The sequence below is a fragment of the Bartonella taylorii genome (assembly GCF_023920105.1).
Lineage (GTDB): Bacteria > Pseudomonadota > Alphaproteobacteria > Rhizobiales > Rhizobiaceae > Bartonella > Bartonella taylorii.
This window is the reverse complement of record NZ_CP083693.1, coordinates 831,871-853,347: the sequence shown is the minus strand read 5'-3', so window position 1 is coordinate 853,347 and position 21,477 is coordinate 831,871. Positions and strand designations below refer to the sequence as shown.

18 protein-coding genes, 2 tRNA genes and 1 pseudogene are annotated in these 21,477 nt (G+C 37.3%); 20 read left to right on the top strand and 1 reads right to left on the bottom strand.

What is annotated here, in order from left to right; translation table 11 throughout:
- Positions 1-108: 108 nt before the first annotated feature.
- From hutH to LBE40_RS03795, 4 genes and pseudogenes are all read left to right on the top strand, one after another.
- Positions 109-1,647 carry a histidine ammonia-lyase gene (gene hutH / locus LBE40_RS03810; protein WP_004860073.1) on the top strand — a complete coding sequence of 513 codons (1,539 nt, stop codon included), beginning with the start codon at positions 109-111 and terminating at the stop codon, positions 1,645-1,647.
- A 433-nt stretch (positions 1,648-2,080) separates the two neighbouring features.
- Positions 2,081-2,443, top strand: coding sequence for a hypothetical protein (locus LBE40_RS03805; protein WP_004860071.1), 363 nt, complete (start codon positions 2,081-2,083; stop codon positions 2,441-2,443).
- A 495-nt stretch (positions 2,444-2,938) separates the two neighbouring features.
- A complete protein-coding gene (locus LBE40_RS03800; protein WP_004860068.1) occupies positions 2,939-4,327 on the top strand; it encodes an amino acid permease in 1,389 nt (462 codons plus the stop codon).
- Positions 4,328-4,884: 557 nt separating this feature from the next.
- A pseudogene (locus LBE40_RS03795) lies at positions 4,885-5,251 on the top strand (XRE family transcriptional regulator).
- A 99-nt stretch (positions 5,252-5,350) separates the two neighbouring features.
- On the opposite strand, the gene LBE40_RS03790 reads toward LBE40_RS03795, so the two are convergent.
- A tRNA-Val gene (locus LBE40_RS03790) sits at positions 5,351-5,426 on the bottom strand.
- Between the two features lie 175 nt (positions 5,427-5,601).
- Between LBE40_RS03790 and LBE40_RS03785 the strand changes: the two genes are divergently transcribed.
- The 16 genes from LBE40_RS03785 to LBE40_RS03710 all read left to right on the top strand — a co-directional run bounded on the left by LBE40_RS03785 (position 5,602) and on the right by LBE40_RS03710 (position 21,471).
- Positions 5,602-5,678: transfer RNA gene (locus LBE40_RS03785), tRNA-Asp, on the top strand.
- A gap of 319 nt (positions 5,679-5,997) precedes the next feature.
- Positions 5,998-6,363 (top strand): NADH-quinone oxidoreductase subunit A, encoded by a 366-nt coding sequence (locus tag LBE40_RS03780; protein ID WP_004860066.1) that lies wholly within the window; start codon positions 5,998-6,000, stop codon positions 6,361-6,363.
- Positions 6,354-6,935 carry a NuoB/complex I 20 kDa subunit family protein gene (locus tag LBE40_RS03775; RefSeq protein ID WP_004860064.1) on the top strand — a complete coding sequence of 194 codons (582 nt, stop codon included), beginning with the start codon at positions 6,354-6,356 and terminating at the stop codon, positions 6,933-6,935. The genes LBE40_RS03780 and LBE40_RS03775 overlap by 10 nt, the downstream gene beginning before the upstream one ends.
- A 15-nt stretch (positions 6,936-6,950) precedes the next feature.
- The gene (locus LBE40_RS03770; RefSeq protein WP_040297037.1) at positions 6,951-7,559 is read left to right on the top strand and encodes an NADH-quinone oxidoreductase subunit C; all 609 of its coding nucleotides are present in this window, start codon (positions 6,951-6,953) and stop codon (positions 7,557-7,559) included.
- A gap of 132 nt (positions 7,560-7,691) precedes the next feature.
- Complete coding sequence (locus LBE40_RS03765; RefSeq protein WP_004860060.1) at positions 7,692-8,882, top strand: NADH-quinone oxidoreductase subunit D; 1,191 nt, start codon at positions 7,692-7,694, stop codon at positions 8,880-8,882.
- Entirely contained in the window at positions 8,882-9,559 is a 678-nt protein-coding gene (gene nuoE, locus LBE40_RS03760) for an NADH-quinone oxidoreductase subunit NuoE (RefSeq protein WP_004860058.1), read from the top strand. Before LBE40_RS03765 ends, nuoE begins: the two co-directional genes overlap by 1 nt.
- 143 nt (positions 9,560-9,702) lie before the next feature.
- Positions 9,703-11,010, top strand: a complete 1,308-nt coding sequence (nuoF, locus tag LBE40_RS03755; protein ID WP_004860055.1) for an NADH-quinone oxidoreductase subunit NuoF — start codon at positions 9,703-9,705, stop codon at positions 11,008-11,010.
- 65 nt (positions 11,011-11,075) lie between these two features.
- Positions 11,076-13,145, top strand: a complete 2,070-nt coding sequence (gene nuoG / locus LBE40_RS03750; protein WP_004860054.1) for an NADH-quinone oxidoreductase subunit NuoG — start codon at positions 11,076-11,078, stop codon at positions 13,143-13,145.
- 16 nt (positions 13,146-13,161) lie between these two features.
- On the top strand, positions 13,162-14,208 hold the full coding sequence (nuoH, locus tag LBE40_RS03745) for an NADH-quinone oxidoreductase subunit NuoH (RefSeq protein ID WP_004860051.1): 1,047 nt from the start codon (positions 13,162-13,164) through the stop codon (positions 14,206-14,208).
- 14 nt (positions 14,209-14,222) lie between these two features.
- Positions 14,223-14,714, top strand: coding sequence for an NADH-quinone oxidoreductase subunit NuoI (gene nuoI, locus LBE40_RS03740; protein WP_004860049.1), 492 nt, complete (start codon positions 14,223-14,225; stop codon positions 14,712-14,714).
- A gap of 96 nt (positions 14,715-14,810) precedes the next feature.
- Entirely contained in the window at positions 14,811-15,431 is a 621-nt protein-coding gene (locus LBE40_RS03735; protein ID WP_004860045.1) for an NADH-quinone oxidoreductase subunit J, read from the top strand.
- Positions 15,432-15,441: 10 nt separating this feature from the next.
- Positions 15,442-15,750: an NADH-quinone oxidoreductase subunit NuoK gene (gene nuoK / locus LBE40_RS03730; protein WP_004860043.1), complete on the top strand. Its 309-nt coding sequence runs from the start codon at positions 15,442-15,444 to the stop codon at positions 15,748-15,750.
- A 6-nt stretch (positions 15,751-15,756) separates the two neighbouring features.
- Complete coding sequence (gene nuoL, locus LBE40_RS03725) at positions 15,757-17,721, top strand: NADH-quinone oxidoreductase subunit L (RefSeq protein WP_004860041.1); 1,965 nt, start codon at positions 15,757-15,759, stop codon at positions 17,719-17,721.
- The gene (locus LBE40_RS03720) at positions 17,721-19,190 is read left to right on the top strand and encodes an NADH-quinone oxidoreductase subunit M (protein WP_040297002.1); all 1,470 of its coding nucleotides are present in this window, start codon (positions 17,721-17,723) and stop codon (positions 19,188-19,190) included. The genes nuoL and LBE40_RS03720 overlap by 1 nt, the downstream gene beginning before the upstream one ends.
- A gap of 17 nt (positions 19,191-19,207) precedes the next feature.
- Positions 19,208-20,662 (top strand): NADH-quinone oxidoreductase subunit NuoN, encoded by a 1,455-nt coding sequence (nuoN, locus tag LBE40_RS03715; protein ID WP_004860036.1) that lies wholly within the window; start codon positions 19,208-19,210, stop codon positions 20,660-20,662.
- Positions 20,662-21,471, top strand: a complete 810-nt coding sequence (locus tag LBE40_RS03710) for a biotin--[acetyl-CoA-carboxylase] ligase (protein ID WP_004860034.1) — start codon at positions 20,662-20,664, stop codon at positions 21,469-21,471. The genes nuoN and LBE40_RS03710 overlap by 1 nt, the downstream gene beginning before the upstream one ends.
- The last annotated feature ends 6 nt before the right edge of the window (positions 21,472-21,477 follow it).

Sequence of the window (21,477 nt, the reverse complement as noted above, 5' to 3'; positions counted from 1 at the left end):
TTATTTATTTGATTTTAAGCCTTCTAGAGAGCAGCCATACCTTTTCTGTTTTATAGAAAGGTTCAATAGTGCTAAGTATTATACTTTAAATAAACAAGAAAGAAAATTATGACTATTATAATAAAACCGGGTGAGGTAACGCTTAATGAACTTGAAGCTATTTATTTCCATGGTGAGGTGAGTAAACTTCACAGTAACACGCATTTAGCTATCAAAAAAGGAGCAGAGCGTATTGCTGAAATTGCTGCTGGAAGTGAGCCAGTTTATGGCATCAATACTGGTTTTGGTAAATTGGCTTCGATTAAAATTGGGACAAACGATGTAGCTATTTTACAAAGAAATCTTATTTTATCACATTGTTGTGGTGTGGGAGAACCTTTAACGGAAAATGTTGTGCGTTTGATGATGACCTTAAAGCTTCTTTCTTTAGGGCGAGGGGCTTCTGGTGTTCGTTTAGAGTTGATATATTTGCTAGAAAATATGCTTGCAAAAGGCGTTATTCCTGTCATCCCTGAAAAGGGATCTGTTGGTGCATCAGGTGATCTTGCGCCGCTTGCTCATATGGCTGCTGTTATGATGGGAGAGGGAGAAGCATTCTTTCAAAACATTCGCATGAGTGGAGCAGCAGCTTTAGAGAAAGCAGGATTGTCCCCTATTATTTTAGAAGCAAAAGAAGGACTAGCCCTTATCAATGGCACTCAAACATCGACAGCACTTGCTCTTGCTGGTCTTTTTCATAGTCATCGAGCATTGTGTGGTGGACTTCTTGCAGGGGCATTGACAACAGATGCCATTATGGGGTCAACAGCACCGTTTCATCCTGACATCCATATTTTACGGGGCCATTATGGGCAGATTTCTGTATCACAAACATTAAAAAAGCTTTTAGAGGATTCAGAAATTCGGGCTGCACATTTACGTGGTGATAATCGTGTACAGGATCCTTACTGTATACGTTGCCAACCACAGGTCATTGGAGCATGTTTTGATATTCTTATCGCAGCAGCAAAAACACTCATTATTGAAGCGAATGCAGTTACAGATAATCCATTGATTTTAAGGAATGGGGAGGTTGTGTCAGGTGGAAATTTTCATGCTGAACCTGTAGCATTTGCTGCTGATCAGATTGCACTTGCTTTATGTGAAATAGGCTCTATTTCTCAAAGACGTATTGCTCTTATGGTCGATCCAGCAGTTTCTTATGGACTTCCAGCTTTTCTAGCGCAAAATGCGGGTCTTAATTCAGGCTTTATGATTGCTGAAGTAACTGCAGCTGCTTTAATGGCTGAAAATAAACAAATGGCACATCCTGCTTCTGTTGATTCAACACCAACTTCTGCAAATCAGGAAGATCACGTTTCAATGGCTTGTCATGGCGCTCGCCGATTATTAGCAATGAGTGAAAACCTTTTTAATATTATCGGCATTGAAACACTTATTGCAGCACAAGGAATTGAATACCGTGCGCCTTTAAAAACAAGCTCCTTCTTACAGTCTGTTATGGAGCATTTGCGTAAAAATGTTGATACTCTTAAAGGGGATCGCTATATGGCTCCAGATCTTCATAAAGGATATATTCTTGTGCGTGAAGGATATTTATTATCCGTTATACCGGAAACAATTTTCCCTCAACTAGAACTTAGATAATATTTATTTTGAATTCAATGTGGAAGGAGGGACAGTTAATTCTTGAACTTATTTCTACAAAATTGAGGAAAGTAATGATATAATTAAATAAATATGTACTCATTTATTTGCTGATATCTATAGGGTGTTTGGGTCCAATTATCTTCTTAATATTATGTTTCATGATGATCCGATTATCAACCAAGCTTATGAAAATGAATATTGGGAGAACTACTTTGGGGAATTTTTAGACTGCCATTTTGGGACTATCTTCCGTAAATTTATAAATTATAGATCATATTCTTATATAATTTTACCATTTATAAAAAATGGCTTATATGTGTCGTATTCAGTGAAATTAAGAGTTTTGTTGTATGTTTCTTTTGTTTTTACGATGTTTTATGATATTTCAGAGTTACTTTTTGTATTTTGAATCGAAAGCAAAGAGGAAAACATGTTTAAAAATCATACATTGTATATTTTAATGACAGTTATTTTTTGTTTTTCACAAATTGTCGAGGTTCATGCAAATCTTTGGAGAACTAGATCTCAAGAAGGTATTTTCATTGCCATGGCTGCCCAAGAGAAAGATACCATTGTTCAGGCGACAAAGATATTTGTCATTGGTAGCTTAGGGCAAAATGCTAGAGAAAGTGGCAGGTCTATTATCGGAAAAAAAGTTGATAAGATTATTTTTACCGCAATAGTTCTTTTTTTGGGAAGACTTGCGTTTAAGGCGGTTGGAGTTCTTAAGAGATGGGCTGGGGCTGCACTTTCTCAAGCTTTTGAAGATTGGCGAGCTTCACTTTATCACTGATTAAGCTATTAAATTGATATTAAAAAGTTAGTTCATGCGCTATCGTGTATAATTTGTGATTGTTGTGAGCTAAAAAAGTAAGAGAGAGTTTGTTTAAAGAAATAATAAAAACTTTAACGCACTCGTTCTCAAATATAGCGGTACAGATTTCTAAGCTTCTATTTCAATAAAATGAAAAGAAAGCATGGGATTAATATTGCATTAAATCCTCTATTTTTGCAGACAAATAGAAGATATAAAAATGAATCACATAACAATTATAAAAAAATTATTACCACTTAATTTTAATAAAATGATATAAAATGGTAGTCCATAAAAATAGCTAAATAATTTGTAATAGAAATATTTTTTATTGCCTAAGGTGGAGTGTTTGTCGCGCCATTGTGCACCGCCTTTTTTTAAATATATTTGGGAGAGAAACATGAGGCTTTATTTATCATAGAGTTGGTGTTGTGGTTATAGATTTTATTAACATTTCAGTTAAGAAAGAAAAAAATGGTAACAAATGAACTGAAACGAGGTATGAGTAAGCGCCAAGTTATTTTTTTAGCCCTTGGCTCTGCTATTGGAACAGGTCTTTTTTACGGCTCTGCACAAGCTATTAAGCTTGCTGGTCCAAGTGTTTTGATTGCTTACTGTATTGCTGGTTTAGCTATTTTTATGGTTATGCGAGCTCTCGGTGAAATGATAATTCATAATCCGCTGTCCGGTTCTTTTGCGCGTTATGCTGCAAATTATATATCACCGTTAGCTGGTTTTTTAACGGGATGGACATATGTATTTGAGATGATTCTTGTTGGTTTAGCTGATATCACAGCTTTTGCGACTTATATGGGGTTTTGGTATCCTGATGTTGCACCTTGGATATGGGCACTCAGCATTACACTGATCATTACAGGGATTAATTTAGCAGCAGTAGAGGTATATGGTGAACTGGAGTTCTTGCTATCTTCCATTAAAATTATTGCTATCATTGCGATGATCGTTTTAGGGATAGCAATAATTTTATGTGGTTGGAATACAAGTACAAATTCTTCCACCGTTAGTATTCGAAACTTGTGGGAAAATGGTGGTATTTTTCCCAATGGATGGTTTGGTTTTTTAGCTTGTTTTAGTGTTGTTGTTTTTGCTTTTGGTGGCATAGAAATCATAGGGATGGCAGTGATGGAAGTACAAAATCCTCTTCAAACCATCTCAAAGGCAATTAATTCTACTCCGTTTCGTATTTTACTATTTTATATCATGACGTTAGCTATTTTAATGTCACTTTATCCTTGGCATGAAATTGGCCTTATGGACAGTCCTTTTGTTTCAATTTTTGAAAACCTTGGAATTTCATCCGCAGCAAATATTCTGAATATTGTTGTTGTTACTGCGGCTATCTCAGCGATGAACAGTGGAATGTATGGTGCTTGTCGCATGATACATGGGTTATCGCAGGAAGGTTATGCTTTAAAAAAGTTTCAGTATTTATCAAAAAACGGTATACCAATTCTTGTTATTTTACTGATCTTTATCATATTTCTTCTTGGAGTTGTTCTTAATTATTTTTACCATGAAGGGCTTTTTTTTCTCATTGCAGCAATGGCAACATTTGCAACGGTTTTCGTTTGGATGATGATTCTGCTTTCGCAAATTTTTATGCGGCTAAAAATGTCTAGAGAAGTACAGTGTGGTTTAAAATTTCCAATTCCATTTTGGCCCATAGGACCAATTTTTTCTATTTTGTTTATGATTTTTATTTTTATTTTATTGTGGTTTTTCGATGATACGCGGCCAGTTTTGATTATAGGTATTAGTTGGATTGTTTTGCTTGTTATTTGTTTCTATGCACTTAAATTTTATAATTTGAAGAAAAAGAAAAACACACTAGGATACAAATAAGGGTTAATTCAAGAGCAATACTGATGAGTTCAGGAGAAAAAGCATTTGATAATTGTTTTCCAGAAATTAGGGGCAATTGTCTAACCATCATGCTATTTTTGTTCTATGTAAACCCCATTTCCATTATCGAAAACGCTTATAGAACAAACTAGTTGATTATTCCACAAATCTGCATTGCCATAAAGTTGGAATAAAATATCAATTTTTGTTGCATGAGCTTGTATAGAGTTAACGATAGATTCTTAAGAACTGTAACGATATTCGTTTTTGGAGAAAGATCGCGAATGATAGCATTAAGATTGACAAGCATGAGTACACTAATACATTCCTAATTTATATATCTCATTGTAATATTTAAATTTTATGATGATATTAACGCACTATTTTTGATAAAAATTAATAATTTCTCACCATAATAGATATAGTATATGCTTGATAACCGTTTTTGTATAGAGGTAGTGGACAATATCTCCACACGTTAAAAATAATGACTAACTAAAATCTAAAAATTTTTGTTAGAATCACAATGTATATTTATTCTTCTAACAGGATTTTAGATGTTAACACTATTTAGTAAAACCTTATGCAAACTTCGCATTGATCATTCTGAACGTTTTTTAGATATGGCTGAAAATTAGACATATCTATACCATTTTTATCTTCTGTAGAGATTGGCAAAAAACTTGTGCCAGTTGGTATGGAAGAAAAGATCATTGAATTCTATTTTTTAGATGAAGAGACTGCTTCTCTCTTGAGAAGAGGGCAGGTATTTTTCGTAAGAATTTTATAATAAATCCTTTTGATTCATTTAAGCATGAAATTGATGGAACGTTTATTAGAAATTTGCATAGTCTTTTAAAACAGGATTTAGCAAAACTTAAAAAATTAATAGAGAAACTTGGAGAAAAGAGACAAGTTTTGTAGAGAAATGTAAAAAACCCTATTCCCTCACTTTTATTTGTGCATTTCTCACTTCAAAAAAGATACGTGGAATAAAAAACTTAATAGATACACAAAGCTAAATGGTGGGCGATGAGAGACTCGAACTCCCGACATCCTCGGTGTAAACGAGGCGCTCTACCAGCTGAGCTAATCGCCCAATGCAATGATCAGCAATTGAGTAGGCCTTCTTTAAGGAAAAATTTTTACAAACGCAAGAATAAAGATAGTGTTTGATGATTTTTTTAAAAAAATGCATAAGCCTGCTTGACATAAACGAATGAACCGCTTACACGACCGCTTATACCAATAATGAATTGGTTCGAAAGAAGTGCGCGGGTGTAGCTCAGTTGGTTAGAGTGCTGGCCTGTCACGCCGGAGGTCGCGGGTTCGAGCCCCGTCACTCGCGCCATTTCGCAACTCCTTCATGAGACTTCTATTTTGAACGAAGATATCTTATGGTTAAGCTATATAGCCGTTGGAGTGTTAGCTTTTAAAATGTTTCAATTAGAATTTAGATTCTCCCGCTTTTTATGTAGTTTTTTATAAGAAGAGGGCTTGCGTCTTTATTTGCTCTGCGTTACCTATGCCGATAAGAAAAGCATCGCTCGATATGCCCTTCAAGCAGTACGAGCGGAATTAACAGAGTGGTTATTGTAATTACTTATTTGATTTAACAATGCGGAGTGGTTAGGTTAATTCAGATCATTTCGTTAAGGTGGAAGAGGATTATGACTCATTTATTGAGCTCTTATTTACCGGTTTTGATCTTTATTATTGTTTCAGCAGTTATTGCTGGAGTTCTTTTAATTATGCCTTACATCGTGGCTTATCGCTCTCCTGATCCTGAAAAATTATCGGCTTATGAATGTGGGTTTAATTCGTTTGATGATGCGCGCATGAAGTTTGATATTCGTTTTTATTTAGTATCGATTTTGTTTATTATTTTTGACCTTGAGGTTGCTTTTCTTTTTCCTTGGGCAGTTTCATTTGGCTCAATGGGTATGTTCGGCTTTTGGTCGATGATTATGTTTTTAGCGCTTTTGACAATTGGGTTTATATATGAATGGAAAAAAGGAGCTCTTGAATGGGATTAATATCTAACAATTCAACGATTACTGCTCCAAACTCGAAAGGGGTTATTAATCCAAATACAGGTGAGTTGATAGGTTCTGACGATAAATTCTTCCGTGATATTAATGCTCAATTATCGGATAAAGGCTTTTTAGTTACCTCGGCAGATGCTTTGATTACTTGGGCGCGTACTGGTTCTTTGATGTGGATGAGTTTTGGTTTGGCTTGTTGTGCTATCGAAATGATGCAGTGCTCAATGCCTCATTATGATAATGAGCGTTTTGGATATGCGCCACGCGCTTCACCCCGCCAATCAGATGTGATGGTGGTAGCGGGTACTTTAACAAATAAGATGGCACCTGCTTTAAGGAAAGTGTATGATCAAATGCCAGAGCCGCGTTATGTGATTTCTATGGGATCATGTGCGAATGGTGGGGGGTATTATCATTATTCTTATTCAGTTGTTCGTGGGTGTGACCGTATTGTGCCTGTGGATATTTATGTTCCAGGGTGTCCTCCTACGGCAGAAGCATTGCTATATGGTATATTATTGTTGCAGAAAAAAATCCGTCGTACTGGTTCTATAGAGCGATAGGGGGCTTTATGTATGATGAATGAATCATTAGTTGAACTTGCTAACTATTTGAAAAACAAGTTAGGGGATAAGCTTGAAGAGACTATTCTTGCATTTGGTGAATTAACTCTTATATCGCGTCTTGATGCGATTACGGATGTTTTAATGTTTGTTCGTGATGATTCTCGCTGTCAGTTTATTAATATTACAGACATTAGTGGTGTTGATTATCCTTCTCGTGATAAACGCTTTGATGTTTCTTACCAGTTATTATCTCCTCGCGAGAATTTACGTTTACGTGTGAAGGTTCGTACGGATGAAAATACTCCCGTTGCTTCTGTTTGCTCGATTTATCCTGGAGCAGAGTGGTATGAACGTGAGACGTACGATATGTATGGAATTTTATTTTCAGGTCATCCCGATTTAAGACGGATTTTAACCGACTATGGATTTGAAGGGCATCCTTTGCGCAAAGATTTCCCTGTGACAGGATTTGTTGAATGTCGCTATGATAATGAAGCAAAAAAGGTGATTTATGAACCAGTTGTTTTGCGTCAAGAGATGCGCAGTTTTGATTTTCTTTCTCCTTGGGAAGGAGGAGAATATGTGTTGCCGTGTGATGAAAAAGTAGATGTCAAAAAATAATATTGGAGCTCATAAGGTTTCATGTGAGAGTAATGTAATTTTAAAATAATTAATTATTTCTAGTATGATAAGAGTTTTTCTTAACATTCGATATGAAGTTTTTTTGAAAAATCGAAAAATAAGGGGTTGGTTGTGGCTGAGGTCAATGTTCGAAACTTTAATATCAACTTTGGACCGCAGCATCCTGCTGCGCATGGGGTTTTGCGCATGGTTTTGGAATTGGATGGTGAAGTTGTTGAACGTGTAGATCCGCATATTGGATTATTGCATCGCGGTACCGAAAAATTAATGGAAACAAAAACTTACCTTCAAGCTGTTCCTTATCTAGATCGTTTAGATTATGTTGCTCCTATGAATCAGGAGCATGCTTTTGTGCTTGCTATTGAAAAATTATTAGGTGTTGAGGTTCCCAAGCGAGGGCAGTTAATACGTGTTTTGTTTTCTGAAATTGGGCGTATACTTAATCATTTGCTTAATGTAACAACGCAGGCAATGGATGTTGGTGCTTTGACTCCACCACTTTGGGGATTCGAGCAACGTGAAAGATTGATGATTTTTTATGAGCGTGCATGTGGTGCACGCCTTCATGCAAATTATTTTCGTCCTGGTGGTGTGCATCAAGACTTACCAGAATCTTTAATTGAGGATATTGGTAATTTTATTGATCCGTTTCTTATTGCTCTTAGTAAACTGGATGCACTCGTGACGCCAAATCGAATTTTTAAGCAGCGTAACGTGGATATTGGCGTAGTGAGTATTGATGAAGCTTGGGCACGTGGTTTTTCTGGGGTTATGATTCGCGGAGCCGGCGTACCATGGGATTTGCGTAAAAGTCAACCTTATGAATGTTATGATGAAATGGATTTTGATATTCCTGTAGGTAAAAATAGTGATTGTTATGATCGTTATTTGATTCGTATGGAAGAAATGCGCCAATCAGCGAAAATTATGCGCCAATGTGTGAATCGCTTACTGAGTACTGAAAAAAATGGACCAGTTTCGAGTTTAGATCGCAAAATTGTGCCACCAAAGCGATGCGAAATGAAAAGTTCTATGGAAGCGCTTATTCATCATTTTAAACTTTATACAGAAGGTTTTCATACTCCTCCTGGTGAAGTATATGTTGCTGTGGAAGCTCCGAAGGGTGAGTTTGGGGTTTACCTTATTTCTGACGGGACTAATAAACCTTATCGTGTCAAGTTGCGTGCTCCTGGCTTTGCACATCTTCAAGCCATGAATTTTTTAACACGAGGTCATATGCTGGCAGATGCTACAGCTATTTTGGGATCGATTGATATTGTTTTTGGGGAGGTTGATCGCTAATGTCCGTGCGCCGTCTTGCAGATGATATTTACCAACCCGCTGAGTTTTCTTTCACAAAAGAAAATCAGATATGGGTCAAAAATACCATAGAAAAGTATCCTGTAGGGCGTGAGCAGTCTGCTGTAATTCCATTATTAATGCGTGCTCAAGAGCAAGATGGTTGGGTGACACGCGCCGCGATTGAACATATTGCTCAGATTCTTTCTATGGCTTATATTCGTGTTCTAGAGGTTGCGACTTTTTACACTCAGTTTCAGCTTCAACCAGTTGGAACAAGAGCACATATTCAGGTTTGTGGTACAACTCCTTGTATGTTACGTGGTTCTGGTGAGTTGATTAAAGTTTGCCAGAAAAAAATTCATCATGAGCCTTTTGTTACTAATCGAGATGGAACGTTATCGTGGGAAGAAGTGGAATGCCTTGGTGCTTGTGTGAATGCTCCAATGGTTATGATTTTTAAAGATACTTATGAAGATCTTACAGCTGAGCGTCTTGAAGAGATTATTGATGCATTTGAAGCAGGTAAGGGATCTGAGATAGAAGTTGGTCCGCAAAGTAGTCGTAAATCATCGGAACCGATTAGTGGTTTAACTTCTCTTATTGATACGGATGAAGAAAAAAAGAAATCACTCAAATTTCCGAAGAATAAAAAGAGTGATGAGAAAATAGGAGCGTAATAAATATTTTTCTTGAGAGGTTATTTATTATTATATCCATTAAAGCAACATCTGATTAAAATAAAAACTTTCGAGAAGTTGTTTAAGAATTGCGTTTGAGGAAATGCTAACAATGTTATGGGCTATAGAAAAGAAGGTGGGGTATGCTGGCAGATAAAGATCGCATTTTCACCAATATTTATGGTTTAAAAGATAAATCATTAAAAGCTGCAATGTCGCGTGGGCATTGGGATGATACTAAGGGAATTATCGAAAAAGGCCGTGACTGGATCATTGATGAAATGAAGGCATCTGGTTTGCGTGGTCGTGGTGGCGCTGGTTTTCCTACCGGAATGAAGTGGTCTTTTATGCCTAAAGAGAGTGATGGTCGTCCCCATTATTTGGTTGTAAATGCAGATGAATCAGAACCTGGAACATGTAAAGACCGTGATATTTTACGACATGATCCTCATACTTTAATTGAAGGGTGTGCACTTGCTACTTTTGCGATGGGAGCAAATGTCGCTTTTATTTATATTCGTGGTGAATATATTCGTGAGCGTGAGGCGCTTCAAGCTGCTGTCGATGAATGTTATGATGCGGGCTTACTTGGCAAAAAAACAAAATATGGGCATGCCTGCGATATTATTATTCATCATGGTGCAGGTGCTTATATTTGTGGCGAAGAAACGGCTCTTCTTGAAAGTCTTGAAGGAAAAAAGGGACAACCTCGACTTAAGCCGCCATTTCCTGCAAATATGGGAATTTATGGCTGTCCAACAACAGTAAATAATGTAGAATCCATAGCTGTTGTTCCAACGATTTTGCGTCGGGGCGCTTCGTGGTTTTCTTCAATTGGACGTGCAAATAATGTTGGAACGAAATTGTTCATGGTTTCTGGGCATGTTGATGCACCTTGTACATTTGAAGAGGCTCTTGGTGTTTCATTCCGTGAATTAATTGAAAAACATACAGGCGGTATTCGTGGCGGATGGAATAATCTTTTAGCAGTTATTCCAGGAGGTGCTTCTTGTCCAGTCGTTCGTGGTGAGGATATGATTGATGCGATCATGGATTTTGATGGGATGCGAGATGTCGGATCTTCTTTTGGTACAGGTGGTGTGATTGTTATGGATAAATCGACCGATATTATCAAGGCAATTTGGCGTATAGCGGCTTTTTTTAAGCATGAAAGTTGTGGGCAGTGTACACCGTGTCGTGAGGGTACGGGTTGGATGATGCGTCTTTTGGGACGTATGGTTGAAGGAAGAGCACAAAAACGAGAGATTGATCTTTTATTTGAAGTATCTCAACAGGTTGAAGGACATACTATTTGCGCACTCGGTGATGCAGCCGCATGGCCTATACAGGGATTGATACGTAATTTTCGTCCAGAAATCGAGCGTAGGATTGATGATTATACGCGAAATATAGTTCAAAGAAAAAATATTGCTTTGGAAGCAGTTTGGTAGAGAATTTTGTTTTTAAAGCAACAGAATGCAAGTTTTAAGTGGATTATCTGCAGGCTGGATGAGTGATGGTAAATATCAAAGTTGATGGTAAAGAGATTGAAGTTCCTGATTACTATACGTTGCTTCAGGCAGCTGAGGCTGCGGGTGCTGAAGTGCCGCGTTTCTGTTTTCATGAATCTTTATCAATTGCTGGAAATTGTCGCATGTGTTTGGTTGAGGTCAAGGGAGGACCTCCAAAACCCCAGGCTTCTTGTGCTATGGGAGTCCGTGATTTACGGTTAGGACCTAATGGTGAAGCGCCAGAAATTTTTACCAACACAGAGATGGTGAAAAAAGCACGTGAAGGTGTAATGGAATTTCTCCTCATCAATCATCCTTTGGACTGTCCTGTGTGTGATCAAGGGGGGGAATGTGATCTTCAAGATCAAGCAATGCTTTATGGGCGTGATTGTTCTCGTTATACAGAAAATAAGCGTGCTGTAGAAGATAAATATATTGGGCCACTTGTAAAGACTGTAATGACACGGTGCATTCATTGCACACGTTGTGTTCGTTTTACAACAGAAGTAGCAGGTATTTCTGAGCTTGGGTTGATAGGTCGTGGTGAAGATGCTGAAATTACCACATATCTTGAAAAAGCAATGACGTCTGAGTTACAAGGGAATGTTATTGATCTTTGTCCAGTAGGGGCTTTAACTTCAAAACCTTATGCATTTCATGCACGTCCTTGGGAATTGGTTAAAACGGAATCGATTGATGTAATGGATGCACTTGGTAGTGCGATCCGCATTGATAGCCGTGGTCGTGAAGTTATGCGGATTATGCCGCGTACAAATGAAGATATAAATGAGGAGTGGATTTCTGATAAAACGCGTTTTATTTGGGATGGATTACGCACTCAGCGGCTTGATAAGCCATATGTGCGCAAAGATGGAAAGTTTCAACCTGTAAGTTGGACGGAAGCTTTTGCAACAATTAAAATGATGGTTTCCAAAACCTTGCCAGAAAAAATCGGGGCAGTTGCAGGAGATCTTGCATCCGTTGAGGAAATGTATGCACTTAAAACATTGCTGCTTTCATTGGGGTCAAAGATTTTTGATTGTCGTCAAAGAGGAATGGCCTTATCCTCTGAATTAGGGCGTTCGAGTTACATTTTTAATCCAACAATTGTAGGCATTGAGCAAGCTGATGCATTGCTTATCGTGGGGTCTAATCCGCGTCATGAGGCCGCTGTTTTAAATGCACGTATTTTAAAGCGCCAACGAAAGGGACAGTTTCCCATTGCATTAATTGGAGAAAGGGTCGATTTACGTTATCCATACTCTTATCTTGGAGATGGTACTGATGCATTGAGTGCTCTTATTCGTGGAGAGGATGGGTTTTTAAATGTGTTAAAAGAGGCAAAAAGGCCACTTATTCTTATTGGAGAGGGAGCTCTTTCAGGTAAAGAAGGTTTATCTGTTTTAAAAAATCTTGCAAAATTAGCTGATAATATTGGAGCTCTTAACGAAGAATGGAATGGGTTTGGTGTTCTTCACAATGCGGCGTCGGCTGTTGGAGGATTGGACATTGGTTTTATTTCTGAATTGGGGGTTGCAAATATTATTAAAACCTGTGAAGTTTTATTTTTACTTGGTGCGGATGAAATAGAACTAGCCAATACAAAAGCTTTTACAATCTATATTGGGAGTCATGGTGATAATGGTGCACATGCTGCTGATGTTATTTTACCAGCATCAGCTTACACTGAAAAATCAGGACTTTATGTAAATACAGAAGGACGTGTTCAAATGACAAATCGGGCTGGGTTTGCCCCTGGTGAAGCAAAAGAAGATTGGGCTATTTTACGTGCTTTATCGGATGTTTTAGGAAGAAAGCTTCCTTTTGATTCGCTTTCTCAATTAAGACAGAGTTTGTTTAATGATTATCCACATCTTTGTTCCATTGATGATATAGAGCCTTCTGGTATAAGCAATCTTAAAGCGCTTGGTTCACAAATGATTGCACTAGAGAGGCAAGCATTTACTTCTATGGTTAAAGACTTTTATTTGACAAATCCGATAGCGCGTGCTTCTGCGGTTATGGCTGAATGTTCATCTCTTGCCAAGAACCATATTACGCAAGCCGTAGAGTAAGGGCAAAGGAATAATGATGTATGATTTCTTTATGACTTGGTTATTGCCATTGCTCATTATAGTTGGAAAAACACTTCTCCTTTTAATTGTTCTTTTGGTCTTAGTTGCGTATCTTCTTTATGCAGACAGAAAAATTTGGGCGGCTGTACAATTGCGTCGTGGACCAAACGTTGTTGGTCCATGGGGTTTATTACAGTCTTTTGCGGATTTAATTAAATTTGTTGTTAAGGAGCCTATTATACCTGCTGGTGCTAATAAGAGTGTTTTTCTTTTGGCACCTTTTGTTTCTGCTACGCTTGCTTTATCAACTTGGGCTGTTATTCCAGTTAATGAAGGCTGGGAAGTTGCAAAAATTAATGTTGGTTTGCTTTATATTTTAGCCATCTCATCTCTTGAAGTTTATGGCGTTATTATGGGAGGGTGGGCATCAAATTCAAAATATCCTTTCTTAGGAGCTCTTCGTTCGGCAGCGCAGATGGTTTCTTATGAGGTTTCCATAGGATTTGTACTTGTAACGGTCATTTTGATAAGTGGTTCATTGGATCTCACAACGATTGTTCATAAACAAAGTCATGGATTTGGGACGACTCTTGGTCTTCCTTTTAGCAGTTTTCTTGATTGGAATTGGCTCGTTCTTTTTCCAATGTTTATTATATTTTTTATTTCCGCACTCGCAGAAACAAATCGCCCTCCCTTTGATTTGGTGGAAGCAGAATCTGAGCTTGTTGCTGGTCATATGGTGGAGTATTCTTCAACGCCTTATATGCTCTTTTTTCTTGGGGAGTATGTTGCTATTGTTTTAATGTGCGCATTAACAACCATATTATTTTTAGGGGGGTGGTTACCTCCTTTGGATGTTTGGTGGCTTAATTGGGTTCCTGGTGTCATTTGGTTTGTTCTAAAAGTTTGCTTTGTATTTTTTTGGTTTGCTATGGTCAAAGCATTTGTTCCACGTTATCGCTATGATCAGCTCATGCGCCTTGGTTGGAAGGTGTTTCTTCCTCTTTCATTGGCGATGGTCGTGATAACTGCTAGTTTTTTAAAATATATTGGTTTTGCTTAAGAGGAGGTTTTACTGTGTCAGGTTTTATTCAAGCAGCAAAATCGCTCCTTCTTTTGGAATTTGTGAGTGCTTTTTTCTTAGCGATGCGTCAGTTTTTCTCACCAAAACCTACGATTAACTATCCTTATGAGAAGGGCTTTGTTTCTCAGCGGTTCCGTGGGGAACATGCTCTACGTCGTTATCCGAATGGTGAAGAGCGGTGTATTGCTTGTAAATTATGTGAAGCGATTTGCCCTGCGCAAGCTATTACAATTGAAGCAGGGCCGCGGCGCAATGATGGTACACGTAGAACTGTTCGTTATGATATAGATATGGTTAAGTGTATTTATTGCGGTTTTTGTCAAGAAGCCTGTCCAGTTGAAGCTATTGTAGAAGGTCCAAATTTTGAGTTTGCAACAGAAACGCGTGAAGAACTTTATTATGATAAAGAGAAGCTTTTAATGAATGGAGATCGCTGGGAGCGAGAAATTGCTCGAAATATATTGATGGATGCACCTTATCGTTAAGTGTATCATTGAGTGAGGTGTCGGATAATATTTCCGATAAATTGTAATCTGGTATGAAATTTTATACCAATTGTTTGGTTAATTGAGGAGAAGCCTATGCTAACGGATCTAGCGGCGGCATTTTTCTATTTATTTGCTTTTATTATGCTTGCGAGTGGTTTTATTGTTATTACAGCGCGCAATCCTGTGCATTCAGTTTTGTTTTTAATATTAGCATTTTTTAATGCTGCGGCTTTATTTTTGCTTGCAGGAGCAGAGTTTTTGGGGCTTATTCTGCTTGTTGTTTATGTTGGTGCTGTGGCAGTCTTGTTTTTATTTGTAGTTATGATGCTTGATGTTGATTTTGCTGAGTTAAAAAGTGGTGCACTTCGGTACGCTCCTATTGGAGCTCTTGTTGGTGGTATTGTTGCTGTAGAATTGATTGTTGTTTTTGTGAGTAACCGTTTTTCTCCAGTTGTTAGAACACATATTACACAACCTATGCCGGACTTACTGCAACGAACAAATACACAGGCATTGGGAGATGTTCTTTATACGGATTATGTTTTTTATTTTCAGATTGCTGGGATAATTTTGTTGACTGCAATGATTGGCGCGATTGTTTTAACACTCCGTCATAAGTCAGGTGTCAAGCGACAATCTATAGCAGTGCAGGTTTCTCGAACAGTAGAAAATGCAATTGAAATTAAGCAAGTTGAATCAGGCAAGGGCGTTTAAGGGGGGTGCTATGCACATTGATATCACACATTATCTCATTGTTTCTGCTTTGATGTTTACAATCGGTATTGCTGGAATTTTTCTCAACAGAAAGAATGTGATTATTATCTTGATGTCCATTGAGCTTATATTGCTTTCAGTGAATCTCAATTTTGTTGCATTTTCAGCATTTCTTCATGATCTTGTTGGTCAAATATTCGCTTTGTTTATCTTAACGGTAGCAGCTGCTGAAGCCGCAATTGGTCTAGCAATTCTTGTCGTTTTTTTCCGCAATCGTGGTTCTATTGCTGTTGAAGATGTTAATGTAATGAAAGGCTAACCAGTGATGTATTATACGATTGTCTTTCTTCCACTTTTGGGCTTTTTAATTGCTTCTATAGGTGGGAAAACTATAGGAGATCGTGCGAATGAATTAATAACATGTAGTTTTATGGTAGTTGTTGCCATATTCTCGTGGGTAGCATTTTTTAATATTGCTCTTGGTCATGCTCCAGTAGTTGATATATTAGTATTACATTGGCTCACTGTCGGTGGTTTAACTTTTGATTGGGCTTTACATATTGATACATTAACAGCTGTTATGCTTATTGTTGTAAATAGTGTTTCAGCATTAGTGCATATTTATTCAGTTGGTTATATGCATCATGATCCATCAAGGTCTCGGTTTTTTTCTTATCTTTCCTTATTTACATTTATGATGCTTATGTTGGTGACATCCAATAACTTGATTCAGATGTTTTTTGGATGGGAAGGTGTGGGTCTTGCTTCTTATTTACTCATTGGCTTTTGGTTTCAGCGAGATTCTGCTAATAAGGCTGCAATGAAAGCTTTTGTGGTTAATCGTGTTGGAGATTTTGGTTTTCTCTTAGGAATCTTTAGTATTTTTGTTTTATTCCAATCGGTTGATTTTGCTTCTATTTTTTTAAAAGCTGCAGACAATAGCTTTGTACAAAATATGACATTTTTAGGTTGGAAGTTTGATAGACAGACGGCAATTACTATTACATGTCTTTTATTGTTTATTGGTGCGATGGGAAAATCAGCACAATTTCTTTTACATACATGGCTCCCTGATGCAATGGAGGGGCCAACGCCTGTATCGGCACTGATTCATGCTGCAACAATGGTGACAGCTGGTGTTTTTATGGTTGCGCGTATGTCTCCAATTTTTGAACTTTCTTCGACTGCTTTGACAGTAATTATTATTGTTGGAGCAACGACTGCGTTTTTTGCAGCAACTGTGGGGTTAGTGCAGAATGATATTAAGCGTGTTATAGCTTATTCTACATGTTCACAACTTGGTTATATGTTTGTTGCATTAGGTGTTGGCGCTTATGGAGCAGCTGTTTTTCACCTTTTTACGCATGCTTTTTTTAAAGCCTTATTGTTTCTTGGCGCTGGCTCTGTAATTCATGCAGTATCTGATGAACAAGATATGCGAAAAATGGGTGGATTACGTAAGCATATAAAGGTAACTTATTGGATGATGATGATAGGAACCATTGCATTGACAGGTGTTGGGATTCCAGGAACACTTTTCGGGACTGCTGGTTTTTTCTCCAAGGATGCGATTATAGAATCCGCTTTTGCATCACATAATATTGCTTCAGGATATGCTTTCTGTCTTCTTGTTTTTGCTGCTTTATTAACAAGTTTTTACTCATGGCGGCTTATATTCATGACATTTTATGGTAAACCACGAGCCACTGTTGACGTTATGCATCATGTTCATGAATCGCCTCCAGTTATGTTGATTCCACTCTTTATTTTATCTGTTGGCGCAATGTTTGCTGGTATTGTTTTTCAACCTTACTTTTTTGGTGATTTTTATGACGCTTTTTGGAAGGGAGCGTTATTTACAAGCAGCCACAATCACATTCTTCATGATGCCCACCATGTGTTTAATTGGGTAAAATGGTCGCCATTTATAGCAATGGTTCTTGGATTTATGTTAGCCTATTTATTCTATATTTCTTTTCCTTCTCTTCCCAAAAAGTTGGCTGGAGTTATGCCAAGAGTGTATCATTTTCTTTACCAAAAATGGTATTTTGATCAATTATATCATTTTTTGTTTGTTCGTTCTGCTTTCAAAATTAGTTTCTTTTTTTGGAAGGTGGGTGATGGTAAAATTATTGATGGTCTAGGTCCAAATGGTATTGCAGCGCGTGTTGTTGATATTACAAATAGAGTTGTTCGGATGCAGACAGGCTATCTTTATCACTATGCATTTGCAATGCTTATAGGCGTTGCATTGCTGATCACATGGATGATGATCGGGGGCGTAAACTGATGATTGATTGGCCTATTCTTTCTACGGTTACATTTCTACCGCTTATTGGTGTGCTTCTGATTTTATTTATCAAAGACGATAGCGAAGTAGCACGGCATAATATACGCAATGTAGCATTTTTTACGACCGTATTTGTTTTTATTATTTCCTTAATTATTTGGGCAGGATTTGATAATACAAATCCTAGTTTTCAAATGGTTGAGAAATTTAATTGGTTAGGTAGTGGTATTCACTACCATATGGGCATTGATGGTATTTCTGTTCTTTTTGTGGTTCTTTCAGCTTTTCTTTTGCCTTTCTGTGTTTTAGCAAGTTGGGAAAATATTAAAGATAGATTAAAAGCTTATATGATTGCGTTTCTTCTTCTTGAGGTTGCTGTTATTGGAGTCTTTTGTGCTCTTGATGCGATGCTATTTTATGTTTTTTTTGAAGGCAGCCTTATTCCAATGTTTATTATTATAGGTGTTTGGGGTGGAGCACGTCGTGTTTATGCAAGTATAAAATTTTTCCTATACACTTTACTTGGTTCAGTTCTTATGCTGGTTGCTCTTATGGCTATGTACTGGAAAGTTGGAACACTTGATATACCGACTTTACTAAATTATCAGTTTCCCGCGCATATGCAAATGTGGTTATGGCTTGCTTTTTTTGCTTCTTTTGCGGTTAAAATGCCGATGTGGCCGGTTCACACATGGCTTCCTGATGCTCATGTGGAAGCACCGACAGCCGGTTCGGTTATTTTGGCTGGTGTCTTACTCAAATTAGGCGGTTATGGTTTTCTTCGTTTTTCTTTACCAATGTTTCCTATTGCCTCAGCTGATTTTGCACCTTTAGTTTTCACATTATCGCTTATCGCTATTATTTATACATCACTGATTGCACTTGTACAAAATGACATAAAAAAACTTATTGCGTATTCCTCAATAGCACATATGGGATACGTGACGATGGGTATTTTTGCTGCAAATGAACAAGGTATCCAAGGTGCTATTTACCAGATGCTATCGCATGGAATTGTTTCAGCAGCTTTATTTCTTTGTGTTGGGATTATTTATGATCGTTTACATACACGTGAAATTTCAGCTTTTGGCGGTTTAGTAAATAACATGCCCAAATATGCTGTTGTTTTTTTGATCTTCACTATGGCCAATGTAGGCTTACCTGGAAGTTCAGGATTTTTGGGTGAATTTTTAACTTTAGTAGGTGTTTTTCAAGTGAATAAATTGGTTGTCGTTTTTGCTACAACTGGCGTTATTTTATCGGCTGCTTATGCGCTTTATCTTTATCGACGTGTAGTTTTTGGTTCCTTGGACAAAGAAAATTTAAAAGTACTTATTGATCTTTCTTCAAGAGAAAAATTCATCCTGTATCCGATGGTTATTCTTACAATATTTTTTGGTATCTATCCAACGCCTATTCTTAAAGCGACGGCGTTTTCTGTAGAAGCCCTCATCAATAAACTGCATTAGATAAGGGAAGAATGCACATGCAAACCGAAATAATAGCCCAATTAGTATTAATTCTTCCAGAGATTTTAATAGCATTGGGAGGAATAGTATTACTTTTGATTGGTGTTTATTCCAATGCACGTTCCTCTTTAACTGTGATTGGTTTGGCCATTGCTCTTCTTGTAGCAGCTATTGTTATTATCGTTGTTTTTCCGAAAAGTGGTGTATTTCAAACCAATGCGCTCATTATAGATTCTTTCGGCCGTTATATGAAAATTTTAACGCTTATTGGTGCACTCTTTGCTCTTATTATGTCTGTTGGTTTTACTTGTGCGCAAAAGCTTGATATATTTGAATTTCCAGTGCTCGTTCTTTTAGCAACCCTTGGCATGATGCTGATGATTTCAGCTGGTAATATGTTATCTCTTTATATGGGATTAGAACTACAATCCTTAGCTTTATACGTTTTAGCTGCAATCAATCGTGATAATATCAAATCTTCTGAAGCAGGTATAAAGTATTTTGTTTTAGGGGCGTTGTCTTCAGGATTACTGCTTTATGGCATTTCTTTGCTTTATGGTTTTACCGGTCAAATTGGTTTTCGCGAAATCGCTATTGCTTTAAAAGGTGAAAATTTACAATTGGGGGTTATTTTTGGAATTGTTTTTATTTTAGCGGGTTTGGCTTTCAAAATTTCTGCAGTTCCATTTCATATGTGGACACCTGATGTTTATGAAGGAGCGCCAACACCTATTACAGCATTTTTTGCGGGTGCTCCTAAAGTTGCTGCGATGGCACTCATTATTCGTGTTATTGTTGCGACCTTTATTCCACTAGGTAGTACTGATGGTTCTATGCCTGCATGGCAGCAAATTTTGGTGTTCATGGCGATTGCATCGATGATACTTGGTGCATTCGCTGCAATTGGCCAGAGCAATATTAAGCGTTTAATGGCTTATTCGTCAATCAGTCATATGGGATATGCACTTGTTGGTTTAGCTGCTGGAGATATTCTTGGAATAAAAAGTGTTATTCTTTATATGACTATTTATCTTGGCATGACGCTTGGTTCATTTGCTTTTATTCTTGGAATGCGGTCTAGTGTTGGAAATATTGAAAATATTTATGATCTTTCAGGGTTAATAAAGACTAATCCGTTTATGGCTATTGTGATGACAATACAACTTTTTTCTTTAGCGAGTATCCCACCCATGGCTGGTTTTTTTGGGAAATGGTATACATTTTCGGCTGCTGTTCATGCTGGACTTACTCCACTTGCTATCATTGGGATGATAGCGTCTGTTATTGGGGCTTTTTACTATTTGAGAGTTATTAAAATTATGTGGTTTGATGACGCAAAAGCGCATTTTGTTGTTTTATCGAAAGAGCTTCAATTTTGTCTTGGCCTTTCTGCATTATTCATTTTGTTTTATATGCTTTTTGGAGTTTTATTCACTGAATTAGCAGAAAAAGCCGCCGCCGCATTGTTTTAATGAATATGGTTTATATCTTATCAGATTTTGCACAAAAGCAAGGATACACTGTTGAATCTTACGGAAGTGTTGCTTCAACAAATCTCATTGCACAAGAAAAAGCACAAGCTGGTCATCAAGGCTATTTATGGATTGTTGCGCAGGAGCAAACACAAGGAAGAGCAAGAAGAGCTAGGGTATGGCATAGTCCGAAAGGAAATCTTTATTCTAGTCTTTTGTTAATTGATGGTATTGTTCACCAAACTTCTGCTCAGCTTGGTTTTGTTGCCGGAGTAAGTGTGGTAGAGGCGGTAAAACAATTTGTAAAAGATGAAAAGCAAACAGACAGTATTGTTCGTTTAAAATGGCCAAATGATATTTTGCTAGGAGGAGCGAAAAGCTCTGGAGTTTTGCTTGAAATTTTTAAATTGACACCACAACAGTACGCATTGGTTATTGGTATTGGAATAAATGTAAAATATCATCATAAAGATGCGCCGTATCCTACTTCAAGTTTAAAAAATATTGGTTTAAATGTTGAATCAGAACAGTTATTTACGGTTTTGACGGAGTGTTTTTCTAAAAATCACCTTCTTTGGAAACAACCAAGAGGATACGATATAATCCGCGAAAAATGGCTTTCATATTCTGTTCATCTTGGACAGCATGTCAAAATAGTTAATGGTGAAAAAATCATCGAAGGTTTTTTTGATGGTATTGATAGTAATTTCAACTGCATTGTAAAACAAAAAAATGGTCAGCAAGCTATCATAAGTGCTGGGGATGTTCATTTTGGTTTGGCTGCTTCTGCTAATGCAGGTCGTTATTAATTTATA

Excerpts from the sequence above, each read along its gene's own strand:
- nuoG (WP_004860054.1), top strand. The coding sequence starts at position 11,076 with ATGGTAAATATCAAAGTTGATGGTAAAGAGATTGAAGTTCCTGATTAC.
- nuoH (WP_004860051.1), top strand. The coding sequence starts at position 13,162 with ATGTATGATTTCTTTATGACTTGGTTATTGCCATTGCTCATTATAGTT.
- LBE40_RS03780 (WP_004860066.1), top strand. The coding sequence starts at position 5,998 with ATGACTCATTTATTGAGCTCTTATTTACCGGTTTTGATCTTTATTATT.
- nuoF (WP_004860055.1), top strand. The coding sequence starts at position 9,703 with ATGCTGGCAGATAAAGATCGCATTTTCACCAATATTTATGGTTTAAAA.
- LBE40_RS03735 (WP_004860045.1), top strand. The coding sequence starts at position 14,811 with ATGCTAACGGATCTAGCGGCGGCATTTTTCTATTTATTTGCTTTTATT.
- nuoN (WP_004860036.1), top strand. The coding sequence starts at position 19,208 with ATGCAAACCGAAATAATAGCCCAATTAGTATTAATTCTTCCAGAGATT.
- hutH (WP_004860073.1), top strand. The coding sequence starts at position 109 with ATGACTATTATAATAAAACCGGGTGAGGTAACGCTTAATGAACTTGAA.
- LBE40_RS03710 (WP_004860034.1), top strand. The coding sequence starts at position 20,662 with ATGAATATGGTTTATATCTTATCAGATTTTGCACAAAAGCAAGGATAC.
- LBE40_RS03775 (WP_004860064.1), top strand. The coding sequence starts at position 6,354 with ATGGGATTAATATCTAACAATTCAACGATTACTGCTCCAAACTCGAAA.
- LBE40_RS03800 (WP_004860068.1), top strand. The coding sequence starts at position 2,939 with ATGGTAACAAATGAACTGAAACGAGGTATGAGTAAGCGCCAAGTTATT.
- nuoE (WP_004860058.1), top strand. The coding sequence starts at position 8,882 with ATGTCCGTGCGCCGTCTTGCAGATGATATTTACCAACCCGCTGAGTTT.
- LBE40_RS03805 (WP_004860071.1), top strand. The coding sequence starts at position 2,081 with ATGTTTAAAAATCATACATTGTATATTTTAATGACAGTTATTTTTTGT.
- LBE40_RS03720 (WP_040297002.1), top strand. The coding sequence starts at position 17,721 with ATGATTGATTGGCCTATTCTTTCTACGGTTACATTTCTACCGCTTATT.
- nuoK (WP_004860043.1), top strand. The coding sequence starts at position 15,442 with ATGCACATTGATATCACACATTATCTCATTGTTTCTGCTTTGATGTTT.
- LBE40_RS03770 (WP_040297037.1), top strand. The coding sequence starts at position 6,951 with ATGAATGAATCATTAGTTGAACTTGCTAACTATTTGAAAAACAAGTTA.
- nuoL (WP_004860041.1), top strand. The coding sequence starts at position 15,757 with ATGTATTATACGATTGTCTTTCTTCCACTTTTGGGCTTTTTAATTGCT.